The organism is Sphingomonas pseudosanguinis (assembly GCF_052056765.1).
GTDB classification, from domain to species: Bacteria; Pseudomonadota; Alphaproteobacteria; order Sphingomonadales; family Sphingomonadaceae; genus Sphingomonas; species Sphingomonas pseudosanguinis.
Genome location: NZ_CP189888.1, coordinates 1577709 through 1601584 on the forward strand (window position 1 = coordinate 1577709; position 23876 = coordinate 1601584).

Consider the following 23876-nt stretch of genomic DNA (forward strand, 5'->3'; position numbering starts at 1 on the left):
TATCAATAGCGTCGGTTTAGCATGAGCGGGCAATCACGGAGTCCCGCCGATGGCCGAAACCACCACGCTCGCCACTGCCCTGCCCCACACGCTGCCGGCCTGCCCCCATGCCCGGATCGCGCTGTTCGCCATCCGCCGGATGGGCGCGCATGGTCTGTCGGATGCGCGCGCGGCGCATACGCTGTTCACCGTCTTCGGACAGGATTTCCGGCGTCCCTTGATCCTGATGCGGACGCTGATGGCGGATCTGGCGTCGCACGCTTCGGGTCAGATCGCGATCGCGCCCTGCTGCTGCGGGCGGATGACGGCGGCCGAGGCGGCGCTGATGACGATCCTGGCACAGATGGAGGTCGCGCCCGACAAGGCGCGCTTCCTGATGAGCGATCTGCTGGGCGTCCGGCGGATCGACGGCGTGCTGGCCAGCGCCGCCGCCGTCAGCGCGGCCTTTGCCGACGAAGGACGTCCGATCAGCTTTTGACGGACGCGCCGCTGCGGGCATCGCCCTCGCCGGCGATGCCCGCGCTGCCGATCGAACGATCGACCAGCCCCGAGCGGGCCATCCACCAAAACAGGATGACGCCGGGCAGCGCCACGACGGTGGTCAACAGATAGAAGTCGACATAGCCGAAGCGTTCGACCAGTGCCCCGGCCGTCGTCCCGCTGAGGATACGCCCCACTACGCTCGCCGCTGCCGAGATCATCGCATATTGCGCGGCGGTGAAGCGCAGGTCGGTCAGCGCGGAGAAATAGGCGACGACGGTCACGCCGCCGATGCCGCTGGCGAAATTCTCGAACCCGATCGCGCCCGCCATGCCCAGATTGGAATGACCCGCCGCGGCCAGCCCGGCAAAGGACAGGTTCGACACCGCCATCAGGATCAGGCTGATGATGACCGATCGCTTCATCCCCAGCCGCGCATAGAGCACGCCGCCGACGAACACGCCGATCAGCAAGGCCCAGAAACCGACGCCGACATCATACAGCGCGATCTCGTCCTTGCTGAAGCCCAGATCGTTGAATAGCAGCCGGAAGGTGAGATTGGCGAGCGTATCGCCGATCTTGTGGACCAGGATGAAGGCCAGCACGATCGCGGCCCCCTGACGCCGGAAGAACTCGGCGAACGGGCCGACGATCGCACGGATCACTCCTTCGCTCGGACGCTTTGCGGTGATCTCGCTGTGCCGTGCCGGCTCCCCCATGATGAACGCCGTCAGCACCGCCGGCAGGGCGAAGGCGCAGCTGACCAGATAGGCGACGCTCCACCCGGCACGCGTCGCGATGACGAGTGAGAGCGAGGCGACCAGCGCCGACCCGATCCGCCAGCCATATTGACCCATGCCGGCCCCCACACCCAGCTGGCGCGGCTCGAGCAGTTCGATGCGATAGGCGTCGATGACGATGTCGAAGGTCGCACCCGCCACCCCCAAGGCGATCGCCGCCATGGCGGTCTGCGCGAGCGACACGCGCGGATCGGACAATCCCAACCCGGCCGCCGCCAGACAGACGAAGACCGCGATGACCAGCAGCCACGACACGCGCTGCCCCATGCGATGGAGCAGCGGAATCTTCACCCCCTCGACGATCCAGGCCCAGAGCCATTTGAAATTATAGGCCAGGATGACCAGTGCGAAGGCGGTGACGCTCTTCTTTTCGATCCCCGCTTCCGCCAATCGGCTGGACAGCGTGGCGTTGATCATGGTCAGCGGAAAGGCCGAGGAGATACCCAGCGCCAGCGAGGCGAGCGGGGCCGGCTCGATATAGGGCCGAACGCCATCCACCCACCGACCACTCGCCATATTCCATCCCGCTCCAGCGCAAAGACGCGACCGTAAAGGCCTTCGTCTCCGGGAGCAATGTCGCGATCAGGCCCCGGCGAACAGGCGAAAGCCGGACGGCAGGCGGCTCGGCGCCTTGCCGATCCGCTTCTCCTCGACGGCCGCGATCGCGCCGAGCAGATCGCGCGGACCATAGGGCTTCATCAGCACGCCTTCCGCCAGCCCGTCCGCCTCGGGCGGCAGCGTGCCCGTCAGGAACAGGACGGGAATGTCGCGATTGCGTGCGGCCCGTGCGACGTCCAATCCGCTACCATCGGCCAGGCGGACATCGGCGAGGACGAGATCGATGGCGCTATCGCCTTCGATCAGGGCCACCGCCTTGCTGACCCTGTCGACGGTCGCCACGACCTCAAACTCCGCATCGGTCAGGACATGTTCGGTGTCGAACGCGACCAGGGGTTCGTCTTCGACCACCAACAGCCTGACGAGCTGCCGCTTCTTTCGCCCGAAGAGTCTCATTCCGTTCTCGGTCCGTTTTGCCCACCTGCGTTAAAGTCGTAACGCTCCGCCTCGACGAAACGACGCAAACATTTTCCTTTGGTCCATACCCTATGTATCAGGGCGCAATATGACATCAGAACACCGTATCGCAAAGCTGTTGGCAAGGGCGGGCGTCGCCTCGCGCCGGGAGATCGAGCGCATGATCGCCGAGGGGCGCATCGCCCTGAACGGCACGACCATCGAGACGCCGGCGACGCTGCTGACCACTATCGACGGGATCACCGTCGATGGCGAGCCGGTCGCCGCGCCCGAGCCGACGCGGCTCTTCCTTTATAACAAGCCCACCGGCCTGTTGGTCACGGAACATGATCCCATGGGCCGGCCCACCATCTATGACCGTCTGCCCGAGGGCCTGCCCCGACTGATGCCGGTCGGGCGGCTCGACCTGAATACCGAGGGATTGTTGCTGCTGACCACCGATGGCGGCTTCAAGCGCCAGTTGGAGCTGCCCGCGACCGGTGTCGAGCGCACCTATCGTGCGCGCGCTTATGGCGACATCACGCAGGCGCAGCTGGAGGAGCTGATCCACGGTATCGAGATCGACGGCATCCGCTATGGCCAGATCGACGCCAATCTGGAGCGGCGGACCGGCGCCAATGTCTGGATCGAGTTGACGCTGCGCGAGGGCAAGAACCGCGAAGTGCGCCGCGTGCTCGAACATCTGGGGCTGCAGGTCAGCCGATTGATCCGCCTGCGCTACGGCCCCTTCGTGCTCGACGAACTGCCGGTCGGGGAGATCGGCGAGGTCAAGGGTGCGCAGATCGTCGAGTTCCGCAAGACCCTGTTGGGCGGTATTCCTGCCGATGCGGTTCGCCCGACGCCACGGGCTGGTTTCCGAACCCCGCCGGCCACCGTCAAGCCGGCCCGCCCCGCGCGCCCCGACGATGAGGCGCGCGCACCTCGCGATGCCAAGCCGCGCGACACTGGTCCGGCTGCCGGCCGTGCTCGCCCCGGCGCGGCGCGCAGCAATGATCGCCCGGAGCGCGCATCGCGGGACGAACGGTCGTTCCGTAGCGCTCGACCGGCCGATGGCGATCGGCCGCAGCGTGGAGAGCGCCCGTTTCGCGCTCGGTCGGAGGCGGCCCCCTCGGGCCGCGCCGATCGCAATGACCGGCCGGCGCGTGGCGAGCGTCCGTTCCGCACGCGATCGGATGGTGTAGCGCCGAACCATGATGGCCGTGACGATCGCCCCGCGCGCGGCGAAGGCTCTTTCCGTCCGCGCTCCGATACGGGATCGTCGCGCCGTGCGGACCGGGACGAGCGTCCGGCACGCGGTGATCGGCCGTTCCGTACCCGATCCGACAGCCCGACATCCGGCCGAGAGGTGCGCGCCGAGCGTCCCGCTGGTGGCGAACGGTCTTTTCGTCCACGCACGGACTCGGCTTCCTCGGGGCGTGGATCGCGTGACGATCGCCCCGCCCGGACGGAACGGCCAACACGCGGCGACCGTCCGACGGGCGACCGCCCATCGCGGGGGCCGCGCAATTCGCCGGGAGGCGATGGCCGCCCTTCCGGTGGCGGACGTGATGGTCGTCCCGGCGGCGGTGGATCGCGGCCCGGCCGGCCGGGAGGCCATCGCTGATGCGTGTCATCGCCGGAGAATGGCGCGGGCGTCCGCTGATCGCGCCCAAGGGGGAGGTCACCCGCCCGACCGCCGACCGAACGCGCGAGGCGCTGTTCTCGATGCTGACCGCGCGGCTTGGCGCATTCGACGGGCTGGCGGTCGGGGATTTCTTTGCCGGTTCTGGCGCGCTGGGGATCGAGGCTTTGTCGCGCGGTGCCGCGTCCTGCCTGTTCGTCGAGCAGGACCGCAATGCGCTCGACGCGCTGCGGGCCAATCTCGACAAGCTGGGTGCCAAGGGTGACGTCCGCGCGACCTCGGTGATGGCGCTGGGGCCGGCGCGCCAGCCGCTCGACATCATCCTGATGGACCCGCCCTATGGCACGGGCGCGGGCAGCGTCGCGCTCGACAAGCTGGCGCGGCTGGGCTGGATCGGCCCGGCGACCTGGATCAGTATCGAGACCGCCAAGCAGGAGGAGGTGGACGTCGATGGCTTCGTCGTCGACACCTCGCGCGTGCATGGCAAGGCGCGGCTGACCCTGCTCCGTCAGGGCTGAGCGAGCCGCCGCCCGCGCATCAACCCCAGACCCGCCAGGCTCAACAGTCCGGCGGCGACGAGATACGCGCCGACCCAGTTCAATCCGCCGCGCTCGGTCAGAGCTTGCGCGGCGATCGGCGCCAACGCGCCGCCGATGATCCCGCCCAGATTGAACGTCATCGATACACCCGTATAGCGCACCCCCGCCGGGAACAGCGCGGGCAACCAGCCTCCCAGCGGGCCATAGGCGAAACCCATCACGAACAGCGCGGCGGCCAGCCAGACGAAGACGATGCCGAGCGATCCCGATCCCAGCATCGGCCCCATCGCCAGTCCGATCAACACGCATCCGGCGAAGCCGATCGCCAGCATCATGGGTGCACCACGCCGATCCGCCATGACGCTGGACACGACGACGCCCGCCGCCAGGAACAGGATGGCGACGAGCTGAACGCCCAGAAACGCCTCGCGCGGATAGCCGAGCGTACTGGTGCCGTATCCGAGTGCGAAGGCGGTCGCGAGGTAGAAGATCGCAAAGCAGGCGATCACCCCGCCGGTGCCGGCGAGCAGCGCACGGCCATGGCCGCTCAACAGGGTGGCGATCGGCACGCGCGGCAACGCCTCCGCCTTCTTGGCCTCGGCGAAATCGGGCGTCTCGGTCAGGCGAAGACGAACCCATAGCCCCAGCAGGACCAGCACCGAACTCGCCAGAAACGGCAGTCGCCAGCCCCAGGCGCGGAACTGGTCATCGGTCAGCAGCAGCCCCAGGATCAGGAAAAAGCCATTGGCCAGGATGAACCCGACCGGCGCGCCCAGCGGCGGGAACATGCCCCAGGTGTTGCGCCGACCCGGCGGCGCGTTCTCGACCGCGAGCAGCGCGGCCCCGCCCCATTCGCCGCCAAGACCCAGCCCCTGCCCCAGTCGCGCCAGGCACAGCAGCAGCGGCGCGATCCAGCCGGCCTGCGCATAAGTCGGCAGAAAGGCGATCGCGACGGTCGAACCGCCCATCAGCAACAGGCTGGCGACCAGCGTCGACTTGCGCCCCACCCGATCGCCGAAATGCCCGAACGCGACCGCGCCGACCGGCCGGGCGATGAAGGCGAGGCCGAAGCTGGCATAGGACAGCAGCAATTGCGCCGTGGGCGACGACGACGGAAAGAAGAGCGGCCCGAACACGAGCGCCGCCGCCGTCGCATAGATATAAAAGTCATAAAACTCGACCGCCGTGCCGGTCAGGCTGGCGAGCAGGATATGGCGGTGCGATGGTGGGGCGGCACGGGTCATGGTCCCGCTGTGGCAGAAGCCAAATGCCGCCGTAAAGGCCTATCGATCCTCCGAACGCCGGCTCAGCCCGCCAGTCCTGCGACCAGCTTCAGTAGCAGCCAGTATAGCGATCCCGACAAGAGCATGGCGACCGGCAACGTCAGCACCCAGGCGAGCGCCATGTTACGGACCGTCCGCCCCTGCAACCCCGCGCCATTGGCGACCGAGGCGCCGGCGACGCCGGAAGACAGGATATGGGTCGTCGATACCGGCGCGCCGAACCGCTCCGCCAGCAGGATCGTCGCCGCCGCCATCAATTCGGCCGACGCACCCATGCCATAGGTCAGGTGCGTCTTGCCGATCCGCTCACCCACCGTCACCACGATCCGCCGCCAGCCGACCATGGTGCCCAGACCCAGCGCCAGCGCGACCGTCACCTTCACCCAGAGCGGAATATAGCGAGTGCCGCGCTCGAGTTGCCCCGCATAGGCGTTCAGCGAGTCCATCTCGGCCGCGGTGAAGCGGCTCTTGGCCCCTTCGTCCTTCGTCACCATCCGGGTGGAGTCGAGGACCAGATACATGTCGTTGCGCAGATTCGGCACGATCGCGGCGGGCACGCGGCTGAGCGCGCCGTAATTGGCGATCCGATCGCCGATGTCGTGCGACAGGGTCGACAGGCCTTCATAGACCTGCGGCGTGTTGATTTTCTTGGTCCGCACCCCCTCGACGACGGCGGCGCGTGCGCGGTCGAGCGGAAGCGCAAAGCCGGTGCCATGCGCGGCATAGGCGGCCGAGGCGGTGTCGGCGCTCTGCACGAAGGCGGGCATCGCGCTTTCGGGCAAGGTGCGGTTGAGCGCATAGGCGGTCGGGGCACAGCCGATCAGGATCAGCATGATCAGCCCCATGCCCTTTTGCCCGTCATTGCCGCCATGGGCGAAGCTGACCGCCGTGCAGGTGAAGATCAGCAGCGCACGGATGCCGCGCGGCGGCGGCGCATTGCCCTCGGGCTCCCGGTACAGCCGCTCGTCCTTCAGGAAGCGCTTCATGACGAGGAGCAGCAGCAGCGCACCGACAAAGCCGATCAGCGGACTGAAGAAGAGCGCGGAGAGCACCTTCCTCACCTGCGCCATGTCCACGCCCGAAGCACCCGACGCGCTCGACAGCAGCTGGTTGGCCAGGCCGACGCCCAGGATCGATCCGATCAGGGCGTGGCTCGAGGAATTGGGCAGGCCGACCGCCCAGGTGGCGAGGTTCCACAGGATCGCGGCGAGCAGCAGCGCGAAGATCATCGCGAACCCACCCGCCGATCCGACATGCAGCATCAGATCGATGGGCAGCAGCGTGATAATCGAATAGGCGACCGCGCCGCTCGACAGCATCACGCCCAGGAAATTGAAGAAGCCCGACCAGACGACCGCCAGCGGGGCGGGCATCGAATGGGTGTAGATGACGGTCGCAACCGCATTGGCCGTATCGTGAAAACCGTTCACGAACTCGAAGCCCAGCGCGATCAGCAGCGCGAGGCCCAGAAAGGCGAAAACACCCATCGCCATCGGCTCGCCCACATTGGCGGTGTCGGTGGCGATGCTATAGCCGGCATAGGCCAGCCCACCGACCAGCAGGGCGGTGAAGACCCAACGCCCCGACGGGTGAACACCTGCGTCGAGCCTAGGTCCACGAACGCGGGATTCGGACTCCCCACCGGCAAGCGCATATGGTGTCATGATGGAAGCTCGTTGCGCCTGTGACGTGACATTTTCATGACGCGGATCGACGGCCGCACGCGCCATCAACCAGAAATGGGACGGTCGGCACAGGCGCGACCGTCCCATGTTCGCGACGGCGTCAGCGGGTGCTGGCGAGCACGACCGGCGCGTTGGTCAGCGCGGCGACCTTCACCGCGCTGTCGGCGCGCATTTCGGCGCGGCAGCGCGTGATGTCGCCGTTGATCCGCAGGTCGCGGGTCATGTGGCCACAAGCGATGGCGGCGGCACGACGCAGACGGGCGTCGAGCATCGCGCGATGCTCGGGTTTGCGCAGGTCGAGGTCGCGGTGGCGGACCGTGGCGGTGACGGTCTCCCGCGTCTGCGCCTGGGCGGGCGCGGCGGACATCAGGATGGCGGGCACGAGAATAGACGCCGCGAAAGCGGCGGACATGAACTTGGTCATCGGAAATCTCCTGCAACGGATCATGCCCGTCACGGCGACGTGAGCCGTTCGTTACGGCCCCGTCGCTCGTCGGCACGCCGGCTCGATAGCGGCGCCCCAAGTCGGTTTCGCGACGCCCGCGCGACAATGGCGTGACGAATTCCATTCCGGATCAAACTGCGCGAATGACAGCCGATGGTTGCCCCGGCCGCAAACGTTCCCTAACTGTTCGCGATGACCGCCATCACTCCCGAAGCGTCCGCAAATCTGGCCGATTACCCCTATTTGCGGACACTGAATCCCGCACAGCGCGAGGCGGTGCTGACCACCGATGGTCCGGTGCTGGTCCTGGCGGGGGCGGGCACGGGCAAGACGGCGGCGCTGACCGCGCGGCTTGCGCATCTGCTCTACACCCGCAAGGCCTGGCCGTCGGAGATCCTGTCGGTGACATTCACCAACAAGGCCGCGCGCGAAATGCGCGAGCGCGTCGGCCGGCTGGTCGGCGATGCGGTCGAGGGGATGCCGTGGCTGGGCACCTTCCACGCGATCGGTGCCAAGATGCTGCGCCGCCATGCCGAACTGGTCGGGCTGCAATCCAACTTCACCATCCTCGACACCGATGACCAGCTCCGGCTGCTCAAGCAGTTGATCGTCGCGGCGGACATCGACGAGAAGCGCTTTCCCGCACGTGCGCTCGGCGGCCTGATCGACGAGTGGAAGAACAAGGGGCTGATCCCGGCGGATATCGATGCCGGCGAGGCCGAACGCTACGCCAATGGCCGGGGGGCCGAGCTGTACCGCCAATATCAGGAACGGCTGCGTAGCGTGAACGCCTGCGACTTCGGCGATCTGTTGCTCCACATGCTGACCATCCTGAAGACGCATCGCGACGTGCTGGAGCATTATCAGCAGCGTTTCCGCTACATCATGGTCGACGAGTATCAGGACACCAACAGCGTCCAGTATCTGTGGCTGCGGCTGCTGGCGCAGGCGCGCAAGAACATCGCCTGTGTCGGTGACGACGACCAGTCCATCTATTCCTGGCGCGGCGCGCAGGTGGAAAATATCCTGCGCTTCGAGCGCGACTTTCCGGGCGCGAAGGTCATCCGGCTGGAGCAGAATTATCGTTCAACGCCGCATATCCTGGGGGCCGCATCGGGCGTGATCGCCAATAATGGCGGGCGGCTCGGCAAGACCCTGTGGACCGAACTGGACGTGGGCGAGAAGGTCTGCGTGCTCGGCGTCTGGGACGGGCCGGAGGAGGCGCGGCGCGTCGGCGAGGAGATCGAGGCGGCGCGGCGGTCGGGCACCTCTTATGGTGACATCGCCATTCTCGTCCGTGCCCAGCACCAGACGCGCGAATTCGAAGACCGCTTCATCGCGATTGGCCTGCCCTATCGGATCGTCGGCGGCTTCCGCTTCTACGAGCGTGCCGAGATCCGCGATGCGCTGGCCTATCTGCGCGTCGTCAACCAGCCGTCCGACGATCTGGCGTTCGAGCGGATCGTCAACGTCCCCAAGCGCGGCCTGGGCGACAAGGCGCTGGCCAAGATCCATCAGCTGGCGCGCGCCGAGGGCATGCCGCTGACCATCGCCGCCGCGAGAATCCTGGATACCGATGAGCTGACGCCGCAGGCGCGGCGCAGCTTGGGCAATCTGATCGGCGACATCGCCCGCTGGCGCGACATGGCGGGCGATCTGCCCCATGCCGAGCTGGCGCGGCAGATGCTGGACGAGAGCGGCTATACCGCCATGTACCAGAATGAGAAGTCGGCCGAGGCGGCGGGGCGGCTGGAAAACCTGTCCGAACTGGTTCGCGCGATGGAGGATTACGACTCGCTTGGCGCATTCCTGGAGCATGTCTCGCTGGTGATGGACCGCGACGGTGACCGGCGCGAACCCGAAGTGACGATCATGACGATCCACGCCGCCAAGGGACTGGAATTTGACACCGTGTTCCTGGCCGGCTGGGAAGAGGGACTGTTCCCCTCGCAGCGTGCGATCGACGAGGGCGGCACGCGCAGCCTGGAGGAGGAGCGGCGGCTCGCCTATGTCGCAATCACCCGGGCACGGCGAAAGGCGATCATCCTCCACGCGGCCAATCGGCGCATCTATGGCCAATGGACGTCCAGCCTGCCCAGCCGCTTCGTCGGAGAGCTGCCGGCCGAGCATATCGAGAGCGAAACCAGCATGACCGGCGGCGAAAGCCTGTGGCGCGCCAACTGGTCGGAGCATGCCGATCCCTTCGCCAATGTCGGGCGGGGGACCGGGCGTGGTCCGGGGTGGCAGCGGGCGGCGGCCGGCCAGACCGCCGCGCCGGCACGCCCCGTGCGCGTCGTCGAGTCGCGCGCGCCGTCGGTTGGGCTGGGACAGAAGGGCCGCGACGATCTGACGGTCGGCGACCGGGTGTTCCACCAGAAGTTCGGCTATGGCGCGATCGCAGCGATCGAGGGCAACAAGCTGGAGATCGATTTCGAACAGGCGGGGCGCAAGCGGGTGATGGACAGCTTCGTCACCAAAAGCGTCGCCTGACCCTCCGCATCGTTCAGGAACCATATCGATTCGTGGCCGTATCGGTCTGGCCTGCCCGATCGTGCGGGCGCTGGAGGAAGAGATCGATGGGCTTTCGTCGCCTGGCCATCGCGGCAGTCGCCACCGCCGTTACCATGACCGCCCTGCCCGCATCGGCGCAGACCGCCGCCGACGAGGCGCGGTTCCGAGCGGCGCAGGCGCGTTTCGACCGGGAATATCAGATTTATCGGCAGGAGGTGGATCGGTATCAGGCGGAGCGTGGCCGGGGTTATTCGGATGCGGGTCCGGGCTATGACGATGGCGATCGCCCTGCCCCGCCGCCCCCGCCGCCAGCGGCCGGCCCCGGCGGCTACCGCGTGGCACCACCCGTCCCGGCGGACGGCTATGGCCCTGACAATCAGCCCTATTATGATCCGGTCGGCGATTACCGCGATGGGCCGCAATATCGCGAGCGCGTCCTACAGCCGCAGGACCGCGTCTATGCGGGGACCGATGGCCGCTATTATTGCCGGCGGTCGGACGGTACGACCGGCCTGATCATCGGCGGGGCGGCCGGCGGCGTGCTCGGCAATCTGGTCGGGGGCCGCAGCAGCACCATCGCCACCCTATTGGGTGCCGCCGGCGGCGCGCTGGCCGGGCGTTCGATCGACCAGAACCAGGTCCGCTGCCGCTAGTTAATCAGCCAGAGCCATTGGTGCCGATGCATTGATGGCTCTGGCCCGGCCGCTGATCGGGCCGATCAGCCCGGCTCGACCATCATCAACGCCACGTTGCGATATTTCTCGGCATCGCGTTCGAACAGCGTGCTGAGCGCGAAACGGCGCGGGGTCAGGCGGAGTGCGCCCAGGCCCGCCAGCTTGAACGTGCCCATCTTTTCCTCGCGTGGCGGCTTGCCATCCCGCTCGACAGTGGTCGCATCGACGTAAAGCTCGTCGTGGCGGGTGTAGATCACATGGGGCGCCAGCACCACTTCGCCGCGATTATACATGGCGGAGACGGCCTGCATCTTCACGATGGCCTCGAAAATGATGGCGGGAGCGCCCGCCGCCGGCTCAGCCGGACGGCGCTCGGTCGTCGACATATCGGTCATGCCCTGCATTTGCCCATCCTACCGCAACGCAGCAAGAACAATATTGTCCCATAGGGCAAGCGGCAAATGCCGGATGCGCCGTAACGCACCCGGCATCGCCACGTCAGCGCTTCGGCTGGTCCATCAGCTTCTGCGCGAAATAGACCATCTGCTGCGCACTCAGCCGAGCGCCCTGCGCGATGTCGGCATCACCCGAATGGCCACCGGCCGTATCCTCATAGAAGAGATACGGGATGCCATATTCGGACAGGCGCGCGGCGAACTTGCGTGCATGCTGCGGCCCGACGCGGTCGTCCTTGGTCGTGGTCCAGATATAGGGCTCAGGGTAGGCCACGCCTTTGCGGATATTCGCATAGGGCGAGATCTTGCGTAGGAAGGCCGCCTCCTCGGGCACGTCGACCGACCCATATTCGTCCTTCCACGAGTCGCCGGCGGCGATCTTCTGATAGCGGACCATGTCGAGCAGCGGCACCTGGATCGTCACCGCCTTCCACAACTCGGGATGCTGGGTCAGCTCGACGCCCATCAGCAGTCCGCCGTTCGAGCCGCCATAGATGCCCAGCTTTTGCGGATTGGTGATCTTGCGGGTGAACAGGTCCTTCGCGACCGAAGCGAAGTCGTCATAGATGATCTGACGCTTCGTCTTGCGGCCCGCGTCATGCCATTTCGGCCCGAACTCGCCACCACCCCGGATATTGGCGAGGACATAGGCCCCGCCCCGCTCGGTCCAGATCTTGCCGGTCGAGCCGAGATAGGTCGGCAGGCGCGCGATCTCGAACCCGCCATAGGCGGTCATCAGCGTCGGTGTGGTGCCGTCCAGCTTCGCGCCCTTGGGCAGGACGACGAAATATGGGATTTTCGTGCCGTCAGTCGAGGTCGCCTCATATTGATGGACGGTCGTGCCCGCCGCATCGAAGCGCGCGGGCAGCGTTTTCAGCACCTGCGGCGTGGCCGGCTGGCCAGCATCGAAGCGCGACAGCACGGTCGGCGTGGTGAAGCCTGCGGTCGACAGATAGACGATGTTCGACCGGTCGCTGGTGCTGACCACGTCGACTGCCATATTGTCCGGCACCTGCACGGCAGTCGCGGTCCAGCCATTGGCGCCCGGCGTGAAGACGCTCGCCCGGCCACGGACATTGTCGATATAGGTTACGACGACACGGTCCTTGGTCGTCGAGACGCCCTCGACCGCCTGCCGATCGGTCGGCGTGAACAGCGCGCGCGGCGTGATCCGCCCCGCCTCCAGTTCGGTCAGCGGTGCCCAGACGACCGAGCCCGCCGGATGCTCGCCCCAGGCATCACTGGTCTGGAAGACCACGCGGCCATCGACCATGCCCGACGGGAAGGCGCGCGCGGGCATCGCGATCGGCTTGGCCCCGCCCGCCGGCGTCCAGAACAGCTTGTCACCGCCGAAGAAGGTCTTGCGCCGCTCGATCACGACGGCGCGGTTGCCCTTCGCATCGGTCAGCACGCCGGCATAGGTGCCCAACTCGTCGGTCGGCGCCCCCCGGAAGACCTCGCTCGCCTGCGTCAGCGGCTGGCCGCGCTTCACCATCTTCACCACGAACGGGTAGCTCGACTTGGTCAGCGTGCCCTCACCCCAGTCGCGGCTGACCAGCAGCGTGTCCTTGTCCAGCCAGGCCGCGCCCTGCTTGGAGGTCGACAGGCGGAAGCCGTTGGGGACGAACGCCCCCGTCTCCATGTCGAATTCGCGATATTCGATCGCGTCCTCGCCACCTTCCGACAGCGCGATCAGGCATAGCCGATCCTCGGGGCTAAGGCAGGTGAGCCCCTTCCAGACCCATTTCTTGCCCTCCGCCTTGCTCAGCGCATCGAGGTCGAGCAGCGTCGTCCAGCGCGGATTGGTCGAGGCGTAATCGGCCTCGCTCGTCCAGCGCCAGATGCCCTGCGGATGATCGGCATCGCGCCAGAAATTGACAATCCGGCCATAAAGCTGGCCGGGCATCGGGATGCGATCCTTGGCCGAGGCGATGGCCAGCGCCTCCTGGTAGAAGGTCTGATAGCGCGGGTCGTTCTGCAGGCGGGGCAGCGTCTTGGCATTCTCCGCCTCGACCCAGGCGAGCGCCTTGGCGCCGTCCTTGTCCTCCAGCCAGATATAGGGGTCGTTCTCTGTCACCATATTCACCTGGGCCATTGCCGTTCCCGTCATGAGCTGGCTGGCGAGCATCGATCCCGCCAACATCAACCGCCATCCCCGCATGTATCGAAGCTCCTTGGATCGTGAATGGCGCGAATGTGACTTCATCACGCGCCGCTGGCAATGCACCACGTCAGCCTTGTTGACGTGATGCGCGCCCGCATGCGCCCTGTGCAAGCATGGCGGGAACGGAACGGGCTATCGCCGCGCCCGTTCAGGCTATTCCTTTCCCGATATGTCAGGAAATACCATGCCTTATCTGAAAACCCGCGACGGTACGGATATCTATGTCAAGGACTGGGGCGAAGGCCGCCCCGTCGTATTGCTGCATGGCTGGCCGCTGTCGGCGGACATGTGGGACGCGCAGATGATGGCGCTGGCCGAGGCGGGCTTCCGTGCCATCGCCTATGACCGACGCGGCTTTGGCCGGTCGGGTCAGCCCTGGTCGGGCTATGATTATGACACGCTGGCCGATGATCTCGCCGATGTGCTGGAGGCGACGGGCGCGCAGGATGCGGCGGTCTTCGGCTTCTCGATGGGCGGCGGCGAGGTCGCGCGCTATATGAGCCGGCATGACGGCAAGGGCGTCGTGGCGGCCGGCCTTATCGCCTCGGTCGTACCCTATATGGCCAAGACCCCGGACAATCCCGATGGCACCGAGCAGTCGGTCTTCGACCAGATCACGCAAGGGTTGAAGGACGACCGCGCGCATTTCCTGCGCCACACCTTCTTCAAGCAGTTCTTCGGTGTCGGCTATATCTCCAGCCCGGTCAGCGAGGAGATACTCGACTGGGCGACCAGCGTGGCGATGCAGGCCGGCCTCAAGCCGACCCTGGCATGCGCGGAGTCGTTCAGCCAGACCGACTTCCGCCCCGACCTAGCCGCCTTCCGTGTGCCGACGCTGGTCATCCACGGCACGGCCGACCAGACGGTGCCGATCGATGCCGCCGGTCGGGCGGCCGCGGCCGGGATCGCGCAGTCCCAACTCGTTGAATATGACGGCGCGCCGCATGGCCTGAACGTCACACACAGCGATCGATTGACCAGCGACATCCTGACCTTCTTGGGCCGCTGATACGGAAAGGGGCGGCCTTCCATTCGGAAAGCCGCCCCTTTTCAATAGGTTGCCGCGATTACTTCAGCGGGACGATCACCTCATCCGGATGGGCGACGTTCAGTTCCTTGCGGACCATCTCGTCGACCATGTCCGGATTGGCATGATCCGGGTCGAGAAGCGCGACGCGGTTCTTCAGGACCGTCCGCTTCTTATCGAGCTGGGCATATTCCTGCTCCCGCTTCACCAACTGGCGCTGATACTCGCCATAAGCGAGCAGGCCGTTGCGCCCCAGCACCGCATAGGCGCCGAAGAATGCGACGATCGTCAGGCCAAGGGCGGGCAACGCGGCCCGCCGCATGGTGCGAATGAAAGGCGACGGCTTCTTGGTCACGGAACCCATTTTCGTACCGACGCCCTTCGATTTCAAGCGCGGATGAGAATATCGCGGCCGGCATAGCGCGCCGAGTCACCCAGCTCTTCCTCGATGCGGATCAGCTGATTGTACTTGGCGAGCCGGTCCGAACGCGCGAGGCTGCCCGTCTTGATCTGGCCGCAGTTGGTGGCGACCGCCAGATCGGCGATGGTGGCGTCCTCGGTTTCGCCCGAACGGTGCGACATGACGGCGGTGTAGCGCGAACGCTGCGCCAGCGACACAGCCTCCAGCGTCTCGGTCAGCGTGCCGATCTGGTTGACCTTCACCAGCAGCGAGTTGGCATAGCCGCCGTCGATGCCCTGCTTCAGCCGCTTCGGGTTGGTGACAAACAGATCGTCGCCGACCAGCTGCACCTTGTCACCGATCATGTCGGTCAGCGCCTTCCAGCCTTCCCAATCGTCCTCGGCCATGCCGTCCTCGATCGACAGGATCGGGTACTGGCGGGTCAGGTTGGCGAGATACTCGGCCATCTCATCGCTCGACAGGATCTTGCCCTCGCCCGAGATATTGTATTTGCCGTCCTTGAAGAACTCGGTCGCGGCGCAATCGAGCGCGATCATCACGTCGTCGCCCGGCTTGTACCCGGCCTTCTCGACCGAGCCCATGATGAAGTCCAGCGCCTCGGTGGTCGAGGCGATGTTGGGGGCAAAGCCGCCTTCATCACCCACGCCGGTCGCCAGACCCTTTTCGTGCAGCGCCTTCTTCAGCGTGTGGAAGATTTCCGAGCCGCAGCGGACCGCCTCCATGATGTTTGCCGCACCGACCGGCATGATCATGAATTCCTGGAAATCGATCGGGTTGTCGGCATGTTCGCCGCCATTGATGATGTTCATCATCGGCACGGGCAGCAGATGCGCCGAGACACCGCCAACATACTTATACAGCGGCAGACCCCGCGCCTCGGCCGCAGCCTTGGCCGCCGCGAGGCTGACGCCCAGGATCGCGTTCGCGCCCAGACGGCCCTTGTTCTCGGTGCCGTCCAGTTCGATCATCGCGCGGTCGAGATCGGCCTGATCCTCCGCGTCCATGCCCAGGATCGCGTCGGTGATCTCGTCATTGACCGCCTCGACCGCCGCTTCGACGCCCTTGCCCATCCAGCGGCTCTTGTCGCCGTCGCGCTTCTCGACCGCCTCATGCGCGCCGGTCGACGCGCCCGAGGGAACGGCGGCGCGGCCGAAGCTGCCATCTTCGAGCAGCACGTCGACTTCGACGGTGGGGTTGCCCCGGCTGTCCAGGATTTGACGCGCGTGGATGTCGATGATTGCGGTCACGTAACGATGCTCCTACATCAGCCTTGAAGGTCTCGGGCGCGCTCTATCGTGTGACCACGCGAAGGGCAATTGGAGGAAAGCATGGAACCGTGCTTCCGTCGCCGGGGTTAAGAGGCGAACTGCCCGGTCCGCCGGGCCAAGAAGGAAAGGGATTGTCCCATGGCCGATACCGACAACACGTTCCCCCCGCAGCATGACACGACGCCCAATTTCGGCGGCCATGGCGGCGTCGCCCCTGAGGTCGCGGCGCCCACCGCATCCTTCGGCATCGGCAACAGCGCGACGCAGACCGCCACGGCGGACACGAAGGCCTCGACCATCTCCGATGCCAAGCAGACGGTGAAGGACGGTGCCGGCAAGTTCCAGCAGCAGGCGGTCGACAAGGTCTATGCGCTGGCCGGCGACGGCAAGGCGAAGGCCGGCTCGGCGCTCGACCAGGTCGCACAGCTGCTCAACGATGCGGCGGGTCAGGTCGATGAGAAGCTTGGCCAGCAATATGGTCAATATGCCCGCTCGGCGGCGGATGCGGTGAATTCCTTCTCCGGTTCGATCAAGGACAAGGATGTCGAGGAACTGCTCGACGACGCACGCGCCTTCGTAGCCAAGAGCCCGGCGGTCGCCGTCGGCATCGCGGCGGCGCTCGGCTTCGTCGTGGCCCGCGTGGTCCAGTCGGGTCTTGAGGGCCACGCGTCGGACAACGCCGCAGCGTGACCCGCGTGACCGCCCCCCTTTCGGCGACGTCGCCGGAACCGGAGACCCTTACCTCACTGGTCTCGCAGCTGGTCGATGACGGCCGGTCGTTCATCGCGGCTGAGATCGACCTGGCGAAGGCGCGGGCATCCGACAAGGTCTCGCGCTATCGCAGCGCGGCGACCTTCTTCGCCATCGCCGGCGTGTTGGCGCTAGCCGCGTCGATCGCGTTCCTTGTCGGTCTGATCATGGCGTTAACGCCGTTGGTGGGGCCGCTGGGATCGACCCTGATCGTGGTCGGCGCGGTGCTGCTGATCGCCGGTATCCTGGCGATGGTCGGCAAGTCGCGTTTGTCGGGAGGGCAGGCATGACCGTCTCCGAAGCCGAACTGCGGGCCGCCGAGGCGCGTGAGCGGATGAACCAGACGGCCGCACGTATCCAGGCGCGGTTGGAGCCGCAGGCCCTGGCCGCACAGGCTAAGGAAGTCAGCCTGTCCGCCGCCAAGTCGGGGATCGACAGCGCCAGGAACAATCCCGCTGCCGTCGCCGGTGGTGTGGCGGTGCTGGGGTTGTTCCTCAACCGTCGGCGGATCGCCCGCCTGTTCAAGCGCAAGTGATTTGGCCTGCCGACCGGCAAATCAAGGTCGGCAAAAGTCCAGGAGGATGACCGCAATGACCATCGAAACCACGCACACCACGCTCGACGACGATCAGCAGAATGGTCGTATCCGCGAGACCTTGGCACACGGCCGCGAGACTGCTTCGCACGCCCTTCACGACGCCAAGGAAAAGGCCGCTGACGTCGCGCACAAGACCGCGCAGACGATCGAAGCCAATCCGCTCGGCATTCTGGTCGGCGGTCTGGCGGTCGGCGTCCTCGCCGGCGCGCTGATCCCGCGCAGCGCCCGGGAAAAGGAAGTCCTCGCCCCGCTCGGCAAGAAGCTTGGTGAGACGGTCCGTCAGGCGACGCAGGCCGCCCGCGAGACGGGCCTGCGCGAACTGGAGGAGGCCGGCCTGACCAAGGGCGCGGCGAAGGACCGTGCGAAGTCGTTGTTGGACGACGTCGTCAAGGTCGCGAGCAATGCCGGTTCGGCCGCCGCCAAGGCTGCGACCAACAAGTCGACTATCTAAATCCAGGTTGCGTTTGACGCTGACGGGCGCTGAACGCGAACCGTTTCAGAAAGCCCCCTCATCGTCCCACCGGGATGCTGCGGGGGCTTTTTCGTGTCCTCTCCATCGGACAATCAGCGGTGGATAAGCGTCTACCACTGCTTGCGGGGTGATCAGCGGGTTTCTACCAATAGGTCTTCTCTGACCGAACGGGAAATCCGCTTGCGCCTTCTGCCTCTCGCTGCCCTGCTCTCCTCCCTGTCGCTTCCCGCCATGACCGCGCCGGTTCTGGCCCAGGCCCTGCCTCCCGCTCCGCCCCAGCCGGGTGACGGCCCCGAAGACGCGCGGCTCAAGCGGCTTTTCCATGAGAGCGACGAAGCTAGCCTCGCGCGCAATCCGATCAACGGCATCTTCCGGGGGGATATGCGCCGCGCCGATCAGGTCGGCGACTTTTTCTCCGACCGCTATATCGCGGCCGAACGCGCGGCCGCGCAAAAGGATATGGCGGAGCTGGGGCGGATTGACCGTGCCAAGCTGACTCCGACCGATCAGATCGCCTACGACGTATTCCGCAATCAGACCGAGATGTCGCTGAAAGGTCTGGACCCGGCCATCGTCGCGCTGACGATCGTGCGGCCGATGGATCATTTCTATGGCATCCAGACCTTCTATCCCGAATTCGCTTCGGGTCAGGGCGCCGCACCTTTCAATACGGTGGTCGATTACGAGAACAACCTGAAGCGCAACATCGAATATGCCCGGCTGCTCGACGAAGCGATCGGTCGCTTTCGACAGGGTATGAAGAGCGGCGTCGTCCAGCCCAAGCTGGTCGTTCGCAACATGATCACGCAGTTCGACAATCTGCTGGCGGGCAAGCCGGAAGAGTCGACCTTCTATGCGCCGGTCAAGAAATTTCCCGCCGCCATTCCGGCCGCCGACCGCACCCGGCTGACCGCCGCCTATGCGACGCAGATCCGCGACGTGATCATCCCCGCCCAGCGCCGGATGCGCGATTTTCTCGCCACGACCTATTTGCCCGCGGCGCGCGACAGCGTCGGCCTGTCGGGCATGCCGGGCGGTGCGAAGCTCTACGCCTATCTCATCGAGCAAAATACGACTCTGCCGCTTCAGGCCGAGGCGGTCCATCAGCTCGGTCTGTCGGAGGTCGCGCGCATCCTGAAGGCGATGGAGGTCCAGAAGCAGGCGGTCGGCTTCAAGGGCGGCCTGCCCGAATTCTTCACCTTCCTGCGCACCGATACGCAGTTCCAGCCCAAATCGGCGCAGCAGCTGCGTGAAGGCTATGAAGCGATCGGCCGCCGTGTCGATGCGCGTATCCGCGAGCAATTCTCGCTGATCCCGAAGACCGCGCTTGAAATCCGGCCCGTCCCCGCGTTCAAGGAAAAGACCGACGCCGGCGGCTCCTATCAGGGCGGCACGCCCGATGGCTCACGTCCGGGTGTCTTCTATTACAACACCTATGACCTGCCGTCGCGCTACATGTGGGAGATGGAGACGCTCTATCTGCACGAAGCGGTGCCGGGCCATCATTTCCAGATCAGCCTGGCGCAGGAGAATGCCGCGCTGCCCGCCTTCATGCGCTTCGGCGGCAATACCGCCTATGCCGAAGGCTGGGCGCTCTATGCCGAGACGCTGTGGCCCGAATTGGGCATGGAGACCGATCCCTATCAGCGGATGGGCGGGCTGAACGACGAGATGCTGCGTGCGATGCGGCTGGTCGTCGACACCGGCATCCATGCCAAGGGATGGACCCGCGATCAGGCGATCGACTATATGCTCGCCAATTCGCCGATGGCGCGGACCGACGCGACCGCCGAGGTCGAGCGCTATATCGCCATTCCGGGCCAGGCGCTGGCCTATAAGATCGGTCAGCTGACGATCAGCCGGATGAAGGCGAAGGCGCAGGCCGAATTGGGCGCCAAGTTCGATCCGCGCCGCTTTCATGCCGAAATTCTCGATACCGGCGCATTGCCGATGCCGGTGTTGGAGCAGAAGATCGACGCCTGGATCGCGGCCGAGAAGCGCCGCGCGTGAACGCGCATGGGAGGGGTCGGTTGGCCCCTCCCCCAAGCGTCAGGGAACGTGACGCTTTTCCAGTTTCCGCGCGAGCGTGCGGCGGTGCATCCCCAGCCGCCGTGCGGTTTCCGAGATGTTGAAGTTGGTGTCGGCCAGCGTCTCGTTGATCCGTTCCCACTCCAGCGTCTTGATAGAACTGGGCCGGTCGGTGATCGCCGTCGTCGCATCGCCGCTCGCCTTGTGAAAGGCCGCCTCGATGTCGTCGGTGTTCGACGGCTTGGCAAGATAATGGCAGGCCCCCAGCTTGATCGCCTCCACCGCCGTGGCGATACTGGCGAAACCGGTCAGCACGACGATCAGCATCTCGGGATCATGCGCGTGCAGCGTCTGGACACAGGCGAGGCCCGAGGCTTGCCCGAGTTTCAGGTCTACGACCGCATAACGCGGGGTCATCTCCGCCAGGACCGCGATCAGCGCATCGGGGCTGTTGGCAACGCGGACGTCATAACCGCGCCGCTCGAACGACCGCTGGAGCGTGCGGGCGAAGGTGTCGTCATCCTCGACAATTATCAGCGAGCGTTCGCCGTCCATCATCTCTTCCGATCCGTCATGCCGATCATCCCCAAAGGTAGGGTCAACGTCACCGTCGCGCCACCCTCGGGCCGGTTCTTCGCCTCGATGCGACCGCCCAGCTTGCGCACGACGCTCGACACCAGAAACAGGCCGACGCCATGCCCCTCGCCCTTGGTCGACTGCTGCGGCCGACCGACCTGTGCCAGTGTCGCCGGCGTGAAGCCGGGGCCGTGATCGGAAACCCGGATCGCCACCGTATCCCCCTCGCGCGTCACACTCAGCCCGACGCCGTGCGGCGATGCCTCGGCGGCGTTGTCGAGCACGTTCCAGACCGCCTGCTTGATCGCGGGGTCGGACACGATCGGGGCATCGTCCTCGGTCCGCGCATAGTCGAATGGGACCTGGGCATGGGTTTCGCGCCATTCGCCGACGATCGCGTCGATGAACAGACCGACCTCCGACTGCTCGGCCGCCTCGCCGCGCGGTTCGCCAGCCGATTGCAGGATGCGGGTGACGATCGCCTTGCAGCGCTGGACCTCCGCCTGCATCTCGGCGATCTCGCCCATCAGCTCGGCATCGTCGCGCAGGCGGGGCATGCGCCGCCAGTCGCTGAGGATCACCGACAGGCTGGCCAGCGGCGTACCCAGTTCATGCGCCGCGCCCGAGGCGAGCAGGCCCATGCGGACGATATGATCCTCCTCGGAGGCCTGTTGCCGGAAATCGGCGATGCGTGCCGCGTTCTGGCGGAGGTTCTCGCTGATCCGCGTGACGAACAGGATCAGCAATCCCGCGACGATCGCGAAGCCCAGCCAATTGCCCAGCGTATGCAGCCCGGCAATGTCGCCGAATAGCCAGGGCGGAAAGGCCAGCGGGCGATGGTGCAGCGACAACAGCCCGAAGCAGATGCCGGTGATCCCGGCCAGCGCCCAGGCGGACCATGTCTCAAGCAGCACCGCGCCGAGCACGACCTGGATCAGATAGAGCGAGATGAATGGATTGGTGGCGCCGCCCGACAGGAACAGCTGCAGCGTCAGCGTGCCGACATCGAACATCAGCGCGAACAGCAGCTCGGTATTGGTGATGCGGTGGAAGCGGAGCCGGAAATGGCTCAGCAGGTTGATCGCGACCGCCATCGCCAGCACGCCCATCATCGCGGCGATAGGGAGCTGCACCCCCATGACGCGATTGACGAACAGGATCGTCACCAGCTGGCCCGCCACCGCCATCCAGCGCAGATGGATGAGCTGGCGCATATTGGCGGTGCCCGCGGTCGCATCGGGTTCGCGCGGCCGAACGGTGAACGGCAGATAGGGCGGCGCTGCGGTCATCGCTCGCGGCCGGGCCGCCACACGATGACCAGCCCGACGACCGTCAGGATCGCCAGCCCGAACCAGGTCAGCGCATAGGACAAATGGCTATTGCGGAAGCTGACCACGGTCAGCCCTCCGACCGGGTAGCCGCCGGGGTTCGGCGTCGCATCGGCATCGATGAAATAAGGGGCAACGGGGCCGAGCCCCTTGGCGGCGGCGATGGCCGCCACGTCGCGCGAATACCAGCGGTCGGCGGCGGGATCGTTCGAGCGCAGGAAGCCGCCGCCCGGTTCGCTGACCCGCACCAGCCCGGTGACCGTGACGGGGCCGGAGGGACGATCATGGTCCGCCCGCTTCTCGGCCGGAACATAGCCGCGATTGACGAGGATGGTGAAGCGCGGGCCGACCAGCGGCGTCATGACCCAATAGCCCGGCCCACGCTCCGTCACGGCCTGGACGAAGGTTTCGCGGTCGTTACGGAACGTGCCTCGTACGGTCACGCGGCGATAGACATCGGCCGGACCGGCTGTCGGGGGGGCTGCGACCGGCGGGGCGTCAAGCCGCGCATTCACCGTCGCGATCAGATCGAGCTTCCAGACGCGGCGATGAAGCTGCCACACGCCCAGGGAAATGAAGCCCGCGATTAGCGCCAGGCCGATCGCGGTCAGGATGACCGGCATCAGCGGCGAGCGGTCCCGCCGCCCGCCTCCGATGCCCGTCCCGGCCATTACATGCCGCCGCCCATTTGGGCGGCCATGTCCGGCATCATGTTGGTGTTCATGTGATACATGACCCAGATCGATCCGCTCAGCGTGATGACGACCAGCACGGCGGTAAACACCAGCGCCATCATCGTCCAGCCGCCTTCCGACTTGGTGTTCATATGCAGGAAGAAGATCATGTGGACGACGATCTGCACGAACGCCAGCGCCATGATGACCAGCGCGGTCGTCTGGGTATCACCCAGGCCGCCGGTCATCACCGCCCAGAACGGGATCGCAGTCAGGATCACCGACAGCACGAACCCGATCATGTAGCCCTTCATCGAGCCGTGACCATGGGTGTCGCCATGCGAATGCAGGTCGTGGTCCAGATTGGCGTGATCGCCATGACCATGGGGAGGATGAGCGCTCAACGAAGAACTCCCAGCAGATAGACAAAGGTGAAGACACCGATCCAGACGACGTCCAGGAAGTGCCAGAACATCGACAGGCACATCAGGCGGCGCTTGTTCGCCTCCAGCAGGCCGAAGCGGCCGACCTGCACCATCAGCGTGACCAGCCAGATGATGCCGAAGGTGACGTGCAGACCGTGCGTGCCGACCAGCGTGAAGAAGGACGACAGGAAGGCCGAACGCTGCGGCGTCGCACCCTCATGGATGAGGTTGGCGAATTCGTAGAGTTCGATCGACAGGAAGGCGAGACCGAACAGGCCGGTGATCGCCAGCCAGATCTGCACCTGCGCCTTCTGGTTCTTCTCCATCGCGATCATGGCGAAGCCATAGGTGATCGACGACAGCAGCAGCATCGAGGTGTTCAGCGCGACGAGCGGGAGTTCGAAAATCTCCCGCGGCGTCGGCCCGCCGGCATAGCTCGTGCCGAGCACGCCGTAGGTGGCGAACAGGATCGCGAAGATGAGGCAGTCGCTCATCAGGTACATCCAGAAGCCGATGGCGGTCGAGCCACCGGATTCGTGATGATGATCCTCGTCCTCGACCAGATAATAGGTCGGGTTCTTGGCCGGATCGGCGCTCAGAACATCAGTCGACATGGA

25 protein-coding genes are annotated in these 23876 nt (G+C 65.9%); 11 read left to right on the top strand and 14 right to left on the bottom strand.

Annotation, left to right across the window (positions count from 1 at the left end):
• Positions 1–49 precede the first annotated feature (49 nt).
• On the top strand, positions 50–478 hold the full coding sequence (locus ACQHGV_RS07170) for a DUF6628 family protein (protein WP_440979961.1): 429 nt from the start codon (positions 50–52) through the stop codon (positions 476–478).
• Here ACQHGV_RS07170 and ACQHGV_RS07175 read toward each other — a convergent pair.
• A complete protein-coding gene (locus ACQHGV_RS07175; RefSeq protein ID WP_440979962.1) occupies positions 468–1796 on the bottom strand; it encodes an AmpG family muropeptide MFS transporter in 1329 nt (442 codons plus the stop codon). The two genes, ACQHGV_RS07170 and ACQHGV_RS07175, sit on opposite strands and share 11 nt — an antisense overlap.
• 66 nt (positions 1797–1862) lie before the next feature.
• Positions 1863–2249 carry a response regulator gene (locus ACQHGV_RS07180; RefSeq protein ID WP_440979963.1) on the bottom strand — a complete coding sequence of 129 codons (387 nt, stop codon included), beginning with the start codon at positions 2247–2249 and terminating at the stop codon, positions 1863–1865.
• A 154-nt stretch (positions 2250–2403) separates the two neighbouring features.
• On the opposite strand from ACQHGV_RS07180, the gene ACQHGV_RS07185 reads away from it, so the two are divergent.
• Positions 2404–3918: a pseudouridine synthase gene (locus ACQHGV_RS07185; RefSeq protein ID WP_440979964.1), complete on the top strand. Its 1515-nt coding sequence runs from the start codon at positions 2404–2406 to the stop codon at positions 3916–3918.
• The gene (gene rsmD, locus ACQHGV_RS07190) at positions 3918–4454 is read left to right on the top strand and encodes a 16S rRNA (guanine(966)-N(2))-methyltransferase RsmD (protein ID WP_440979965.1); all 537 of its coding nucleotides are present in this window, start codon (positions 3918–3920) and stop codon (positions 4452–4454) included. The genes ACQHGV_RS07185 and rsmD overlap by 1 nt, the downstream gene beginning before the upstream one ends.
• On the opposite strand, the gene ACQHGV_RS07195 is transcribed toward rsmD, so the two are convergent.
• From ACQHGV_RS07195 to ACQHGV_RS07205, 3 genes are all read right to left on the bottom strand, one after another.
• Positions 4445–5719: an MFS transporter gene (locus ACQHGV_RS07195; RefSeq protein ID WP_440979966.1), complete on the bottom strand. Its 1275-nt coding sequence runs from the start codon at positions 5717–5719 to the stop codon at positions 4445–4447. The genes rsmD and ACQHGV_RS07195 overlap by 10 nt on opposite strands.
• A 62-nt stretch (positions 5720–5781) precedes the next feature.
• Entirely contained in the window at positions 5782–7422 is a 1641-nt protein-coding gene (locus ACQHGV_RS07200; RefSeq protein ID WP_440979967.1) for an inorganic phosphate transporter, read from the bottom strand.
• A gap of 121 nt (positions 7423–7543) precedes the next feature.
• Positions 7544–7867 carry a UrcA family protein gene (locus ACQHGV_RS07205; protein WP_440979968.1) on the bottom strand — a complete coding sequence of 108 codons (324 nt, stop codon included), beginning with the start codon at positions 7865–7867 and terminating at the stop codon, positions 7544–7546.
• A 213-nt stretch (positions 7868–8080) separates the two neighbouring features.
• Between ACQHGV_RS07205 and ACQHGV_RS07210 the strand changes: the two genes are divergently transcribed.
• Together ACQHGV_RS07210 and ACQHGV_RS07215 are read left to right on the top strand one after the other, a co-directional pair.
• Positions 8081–10378 (top strand): ATP-dependent helicase, encoded by a 2298-nt coding sequence (locus tag ACQHGV_RS07210; RefSeq protein WP_440979969.1) that lies wholly within the window; start codon positions 8081–8083, stop codon positions 10376–10378.
• Between the two features lie 86 nt (positions 10379–10464).
• Entirely contained in the window at positions 10465–11052 is a 588-nt protein-coding gene (locus tag ACQHGV_RS07215; RefSeq protein WP_440979970.1) for a glycine zipper 2TM domain-containing protein, read from the top strand.
• 65 nt (positions 11053–11117) lie between these two features.
• On the opposite strand, the gene ACQHGV_RS07220 is transcribed toward ACQHGV_RS07215, so the two are convergent.
• Positions 11118–11477: a hypothetical protein gene (locus ACQHGV_RS07220; protein ID WP_409786989.1), complete on the bottom strand. Its 360-nt coding sequence runs from the start codon at positions 11475–11477 to the stop codon at positions 11118–11120.
• 94 nt (positions 11478–11571) lie between these two features.
• Positions 11572–13689: a prolyl oligopeptidase family serine peptidase gene (locus tag ACQHGV_RS07225; RefSeq protein WP_440979971.1), complete on the bottom strand. Its 2118-nt coding sequence runs from the start codon at positions 13687–13689 to the stop codon at positions 11572–11574.
• A gap of 187 nt (positions 13690–13876) precedes the next feature.
• On the opposite strand from ACQHGV_RS07225, the gene ACQHGV_RS07230 reads away from it, so the two are divergent.
• Positions 13877–14701, top strand: coding sequence for an alpha/beta fold hydrolase (locus ACQHGV_RS07230; RefSeq protein WP_440979972.1), 825 nt, complete (start codon positions 13877–13879; stop codon positions 14699–14701).
• A 58-nt stretch (positions 14702–14759) separates the two neighbouring features.
• Here ACQHGV_RS07230 and ACQHGV_RS07235 read toward each other — a convergent pair whose 3' ends face one another.
• Both ACQHGV_RS07235 and eno read right to left on the bottom strand, forming a co-directional pair.
• Positions 14760–15074, bottom strand: coding sequence for an FtsB family cell division protein (locus ACQHGV_RS07235; protein ID WP_440979973.1), 315 nt, complete (start codon positions 15072–15074; stop codon positions 14760–14762).
• A gap of 32 nt (positions 15075–15106) precedes the next feature.
• On the bottom strand, positions 15107–16387 hold the full coding sequence (gene eno, locus ACQHGV_RS07240; RefSeq protein WP_440979974.1) for a phosphopyruvate hydratase: 1281 nt from the start codon (positions 16385–16387) through the stop codon (positions 15107–15109).
• A gap of 159 nt (positions 16388–16546) precedes the next feature.
• Between eno and ACQHGV_RS07245 the strand changes: the two genes are divergently transcribed.
• From ACQHGV_RS07245 to ACQHGV_RS07265, 5 genes are all read left to right on the top strand, one after another.
• Positions 16547–17098 carry a hypothetical protein gene (locus ACQHGV_RS07245; RefSeq protein ID WP_440979975.1) on the top strand — a complete coding sequence of 184 codons (552 nt, stop codon included), beginning with the start codon at positions 16547–16549 and terminating at the stop codon, positions 17096–17098.
• A 5-nt stretch (positions 17099–17103) separates the two neighbouring features.
• Positions 17104–17448 carry a phage holin family protein gene (locus tag ACQHGV_RS07250; RefSeq protein ID WP_440979976.1) on the top strand — a complete coding sequence of 115 codons (345 nt, stop codon included), beginning with the start codon at positions 17104–17106 and terminating at the stop codon, positions 17446–17448.
• The gene (locus ACQHGV_RS07255) at positions 17445–17693 is read left to right on the top strand and encodes a phosphatase (RefSeq protein ID WP_183950884.1); all 249 of its coding nucleotides are present in this window, start codon (positions 17445–17447) and stop codon (positions 17691–17693) included. The genes ACQHGV_RS07250 and ACQHGV_RS07255 overlap by 4 nt, the downstream gene beginning before the upstream one ends.
• A 55-nt stretch (positions 17694–17748) precedes the next feature.
• A complete protein-coding gene (locus ACQHGV_RS07260; RefSeq protein ID WP_440979977.1) occupies positions 17749–18207 on the top strand; it encodes a hypothetical protein in 459 nt (152 codons plus the stop codon).
• Positions 18208–18459: 252 nt separating this feature from the next.
• Positions 18460–20238 (top strand): DUF885 domain-containing protein, encoded by a 1779-nt coding sequence (locus tag ACQHGV_RS07265; protein ID WP_440980161.1) that lies wholly within the window; start codon positions 18460–18462, stop codon positions 20236–20238.
• A gap of 39 nt (positions 20239–20277) precedes the next feature.
• Here ACQHGV_RS07265 and ACQHGV_RS07270 read toward each other — a convergent pair whose 3' ends face one another.
• Genes ACQHGV_RS07270 through cyoC form a run of 5 tightly spaced genes read right to left on the bottom strand, consistent with a single transcriptional unit; the run spans position 20278 to position 23873 of the window.
• Positions 20278–20811 carry a response regulator transcription factor gene (locus ACQHGV_RS07270; RefSeq protein WP_183950985.1) on the bottom strand — a complete coding sequence of 178 codons (534 nt, stop codon included), beginning with the start codon at positions 20809–20811 and terminating at the stop codon, positions 20278–20280.
• Positions 20811–22121 (bottom strand): ATP-binding protein, encoded by a 1311-nt coding sequence (locus tag ACQHGV_RS07275; RefSeq protein WP_440979978.1) that lies wholly within the window; start codon positions 22119–22121, stop codon positions 20811–20813. Before ACQHGV_RS07275 ends, ACQHGV_RS07270 begins: the two co-directional genes overlap by 1 nt.
• On the bottom strand, positions 22118–22831 hold the full coding sequence (locus ACQHGV_RS07280; protein WP_440979979.1) for an SURF1 family protein: 714 nt from the start codon (positions 22829–22831) through the stop codon (positions 22118–22120). Before ACQHGV_RS07280 ends, ACQHGV_RS07275 begins: the two co-directional genes overlap by 4 nt.
• Entirely contained in the window at positions 22831–23238 is a 408-nt protein-coding gene (cyoD, locus tag ACQHGV_RS07285) for a cytochrome o ubiquinol oxidase subunit IV (RefSeq protein ID WP_183950889.1), read from the bottom strand. Before cyoD ends, ACQHGV_RS07280 begins: the two co-directional genes overlap by 1 nt.
• On the bottom strand, positions 23235–23873 hold the full coding sequence (gene cyoC, locus ACQHGV_RS07290) for a cytochrome o ubiquinol oxidase subunit III (protein ID WP_183950890.1): 639 nt from the start codon (positions 23871–23873) through the stop codon (positions 23235–23237). The genes cyoD and cyoC overlap by 4 nt, the downstream gene beginning before the upstream one ends.
• Between the last annotated feature and the right edge of the window lie 3 nt (positions 23874–23876).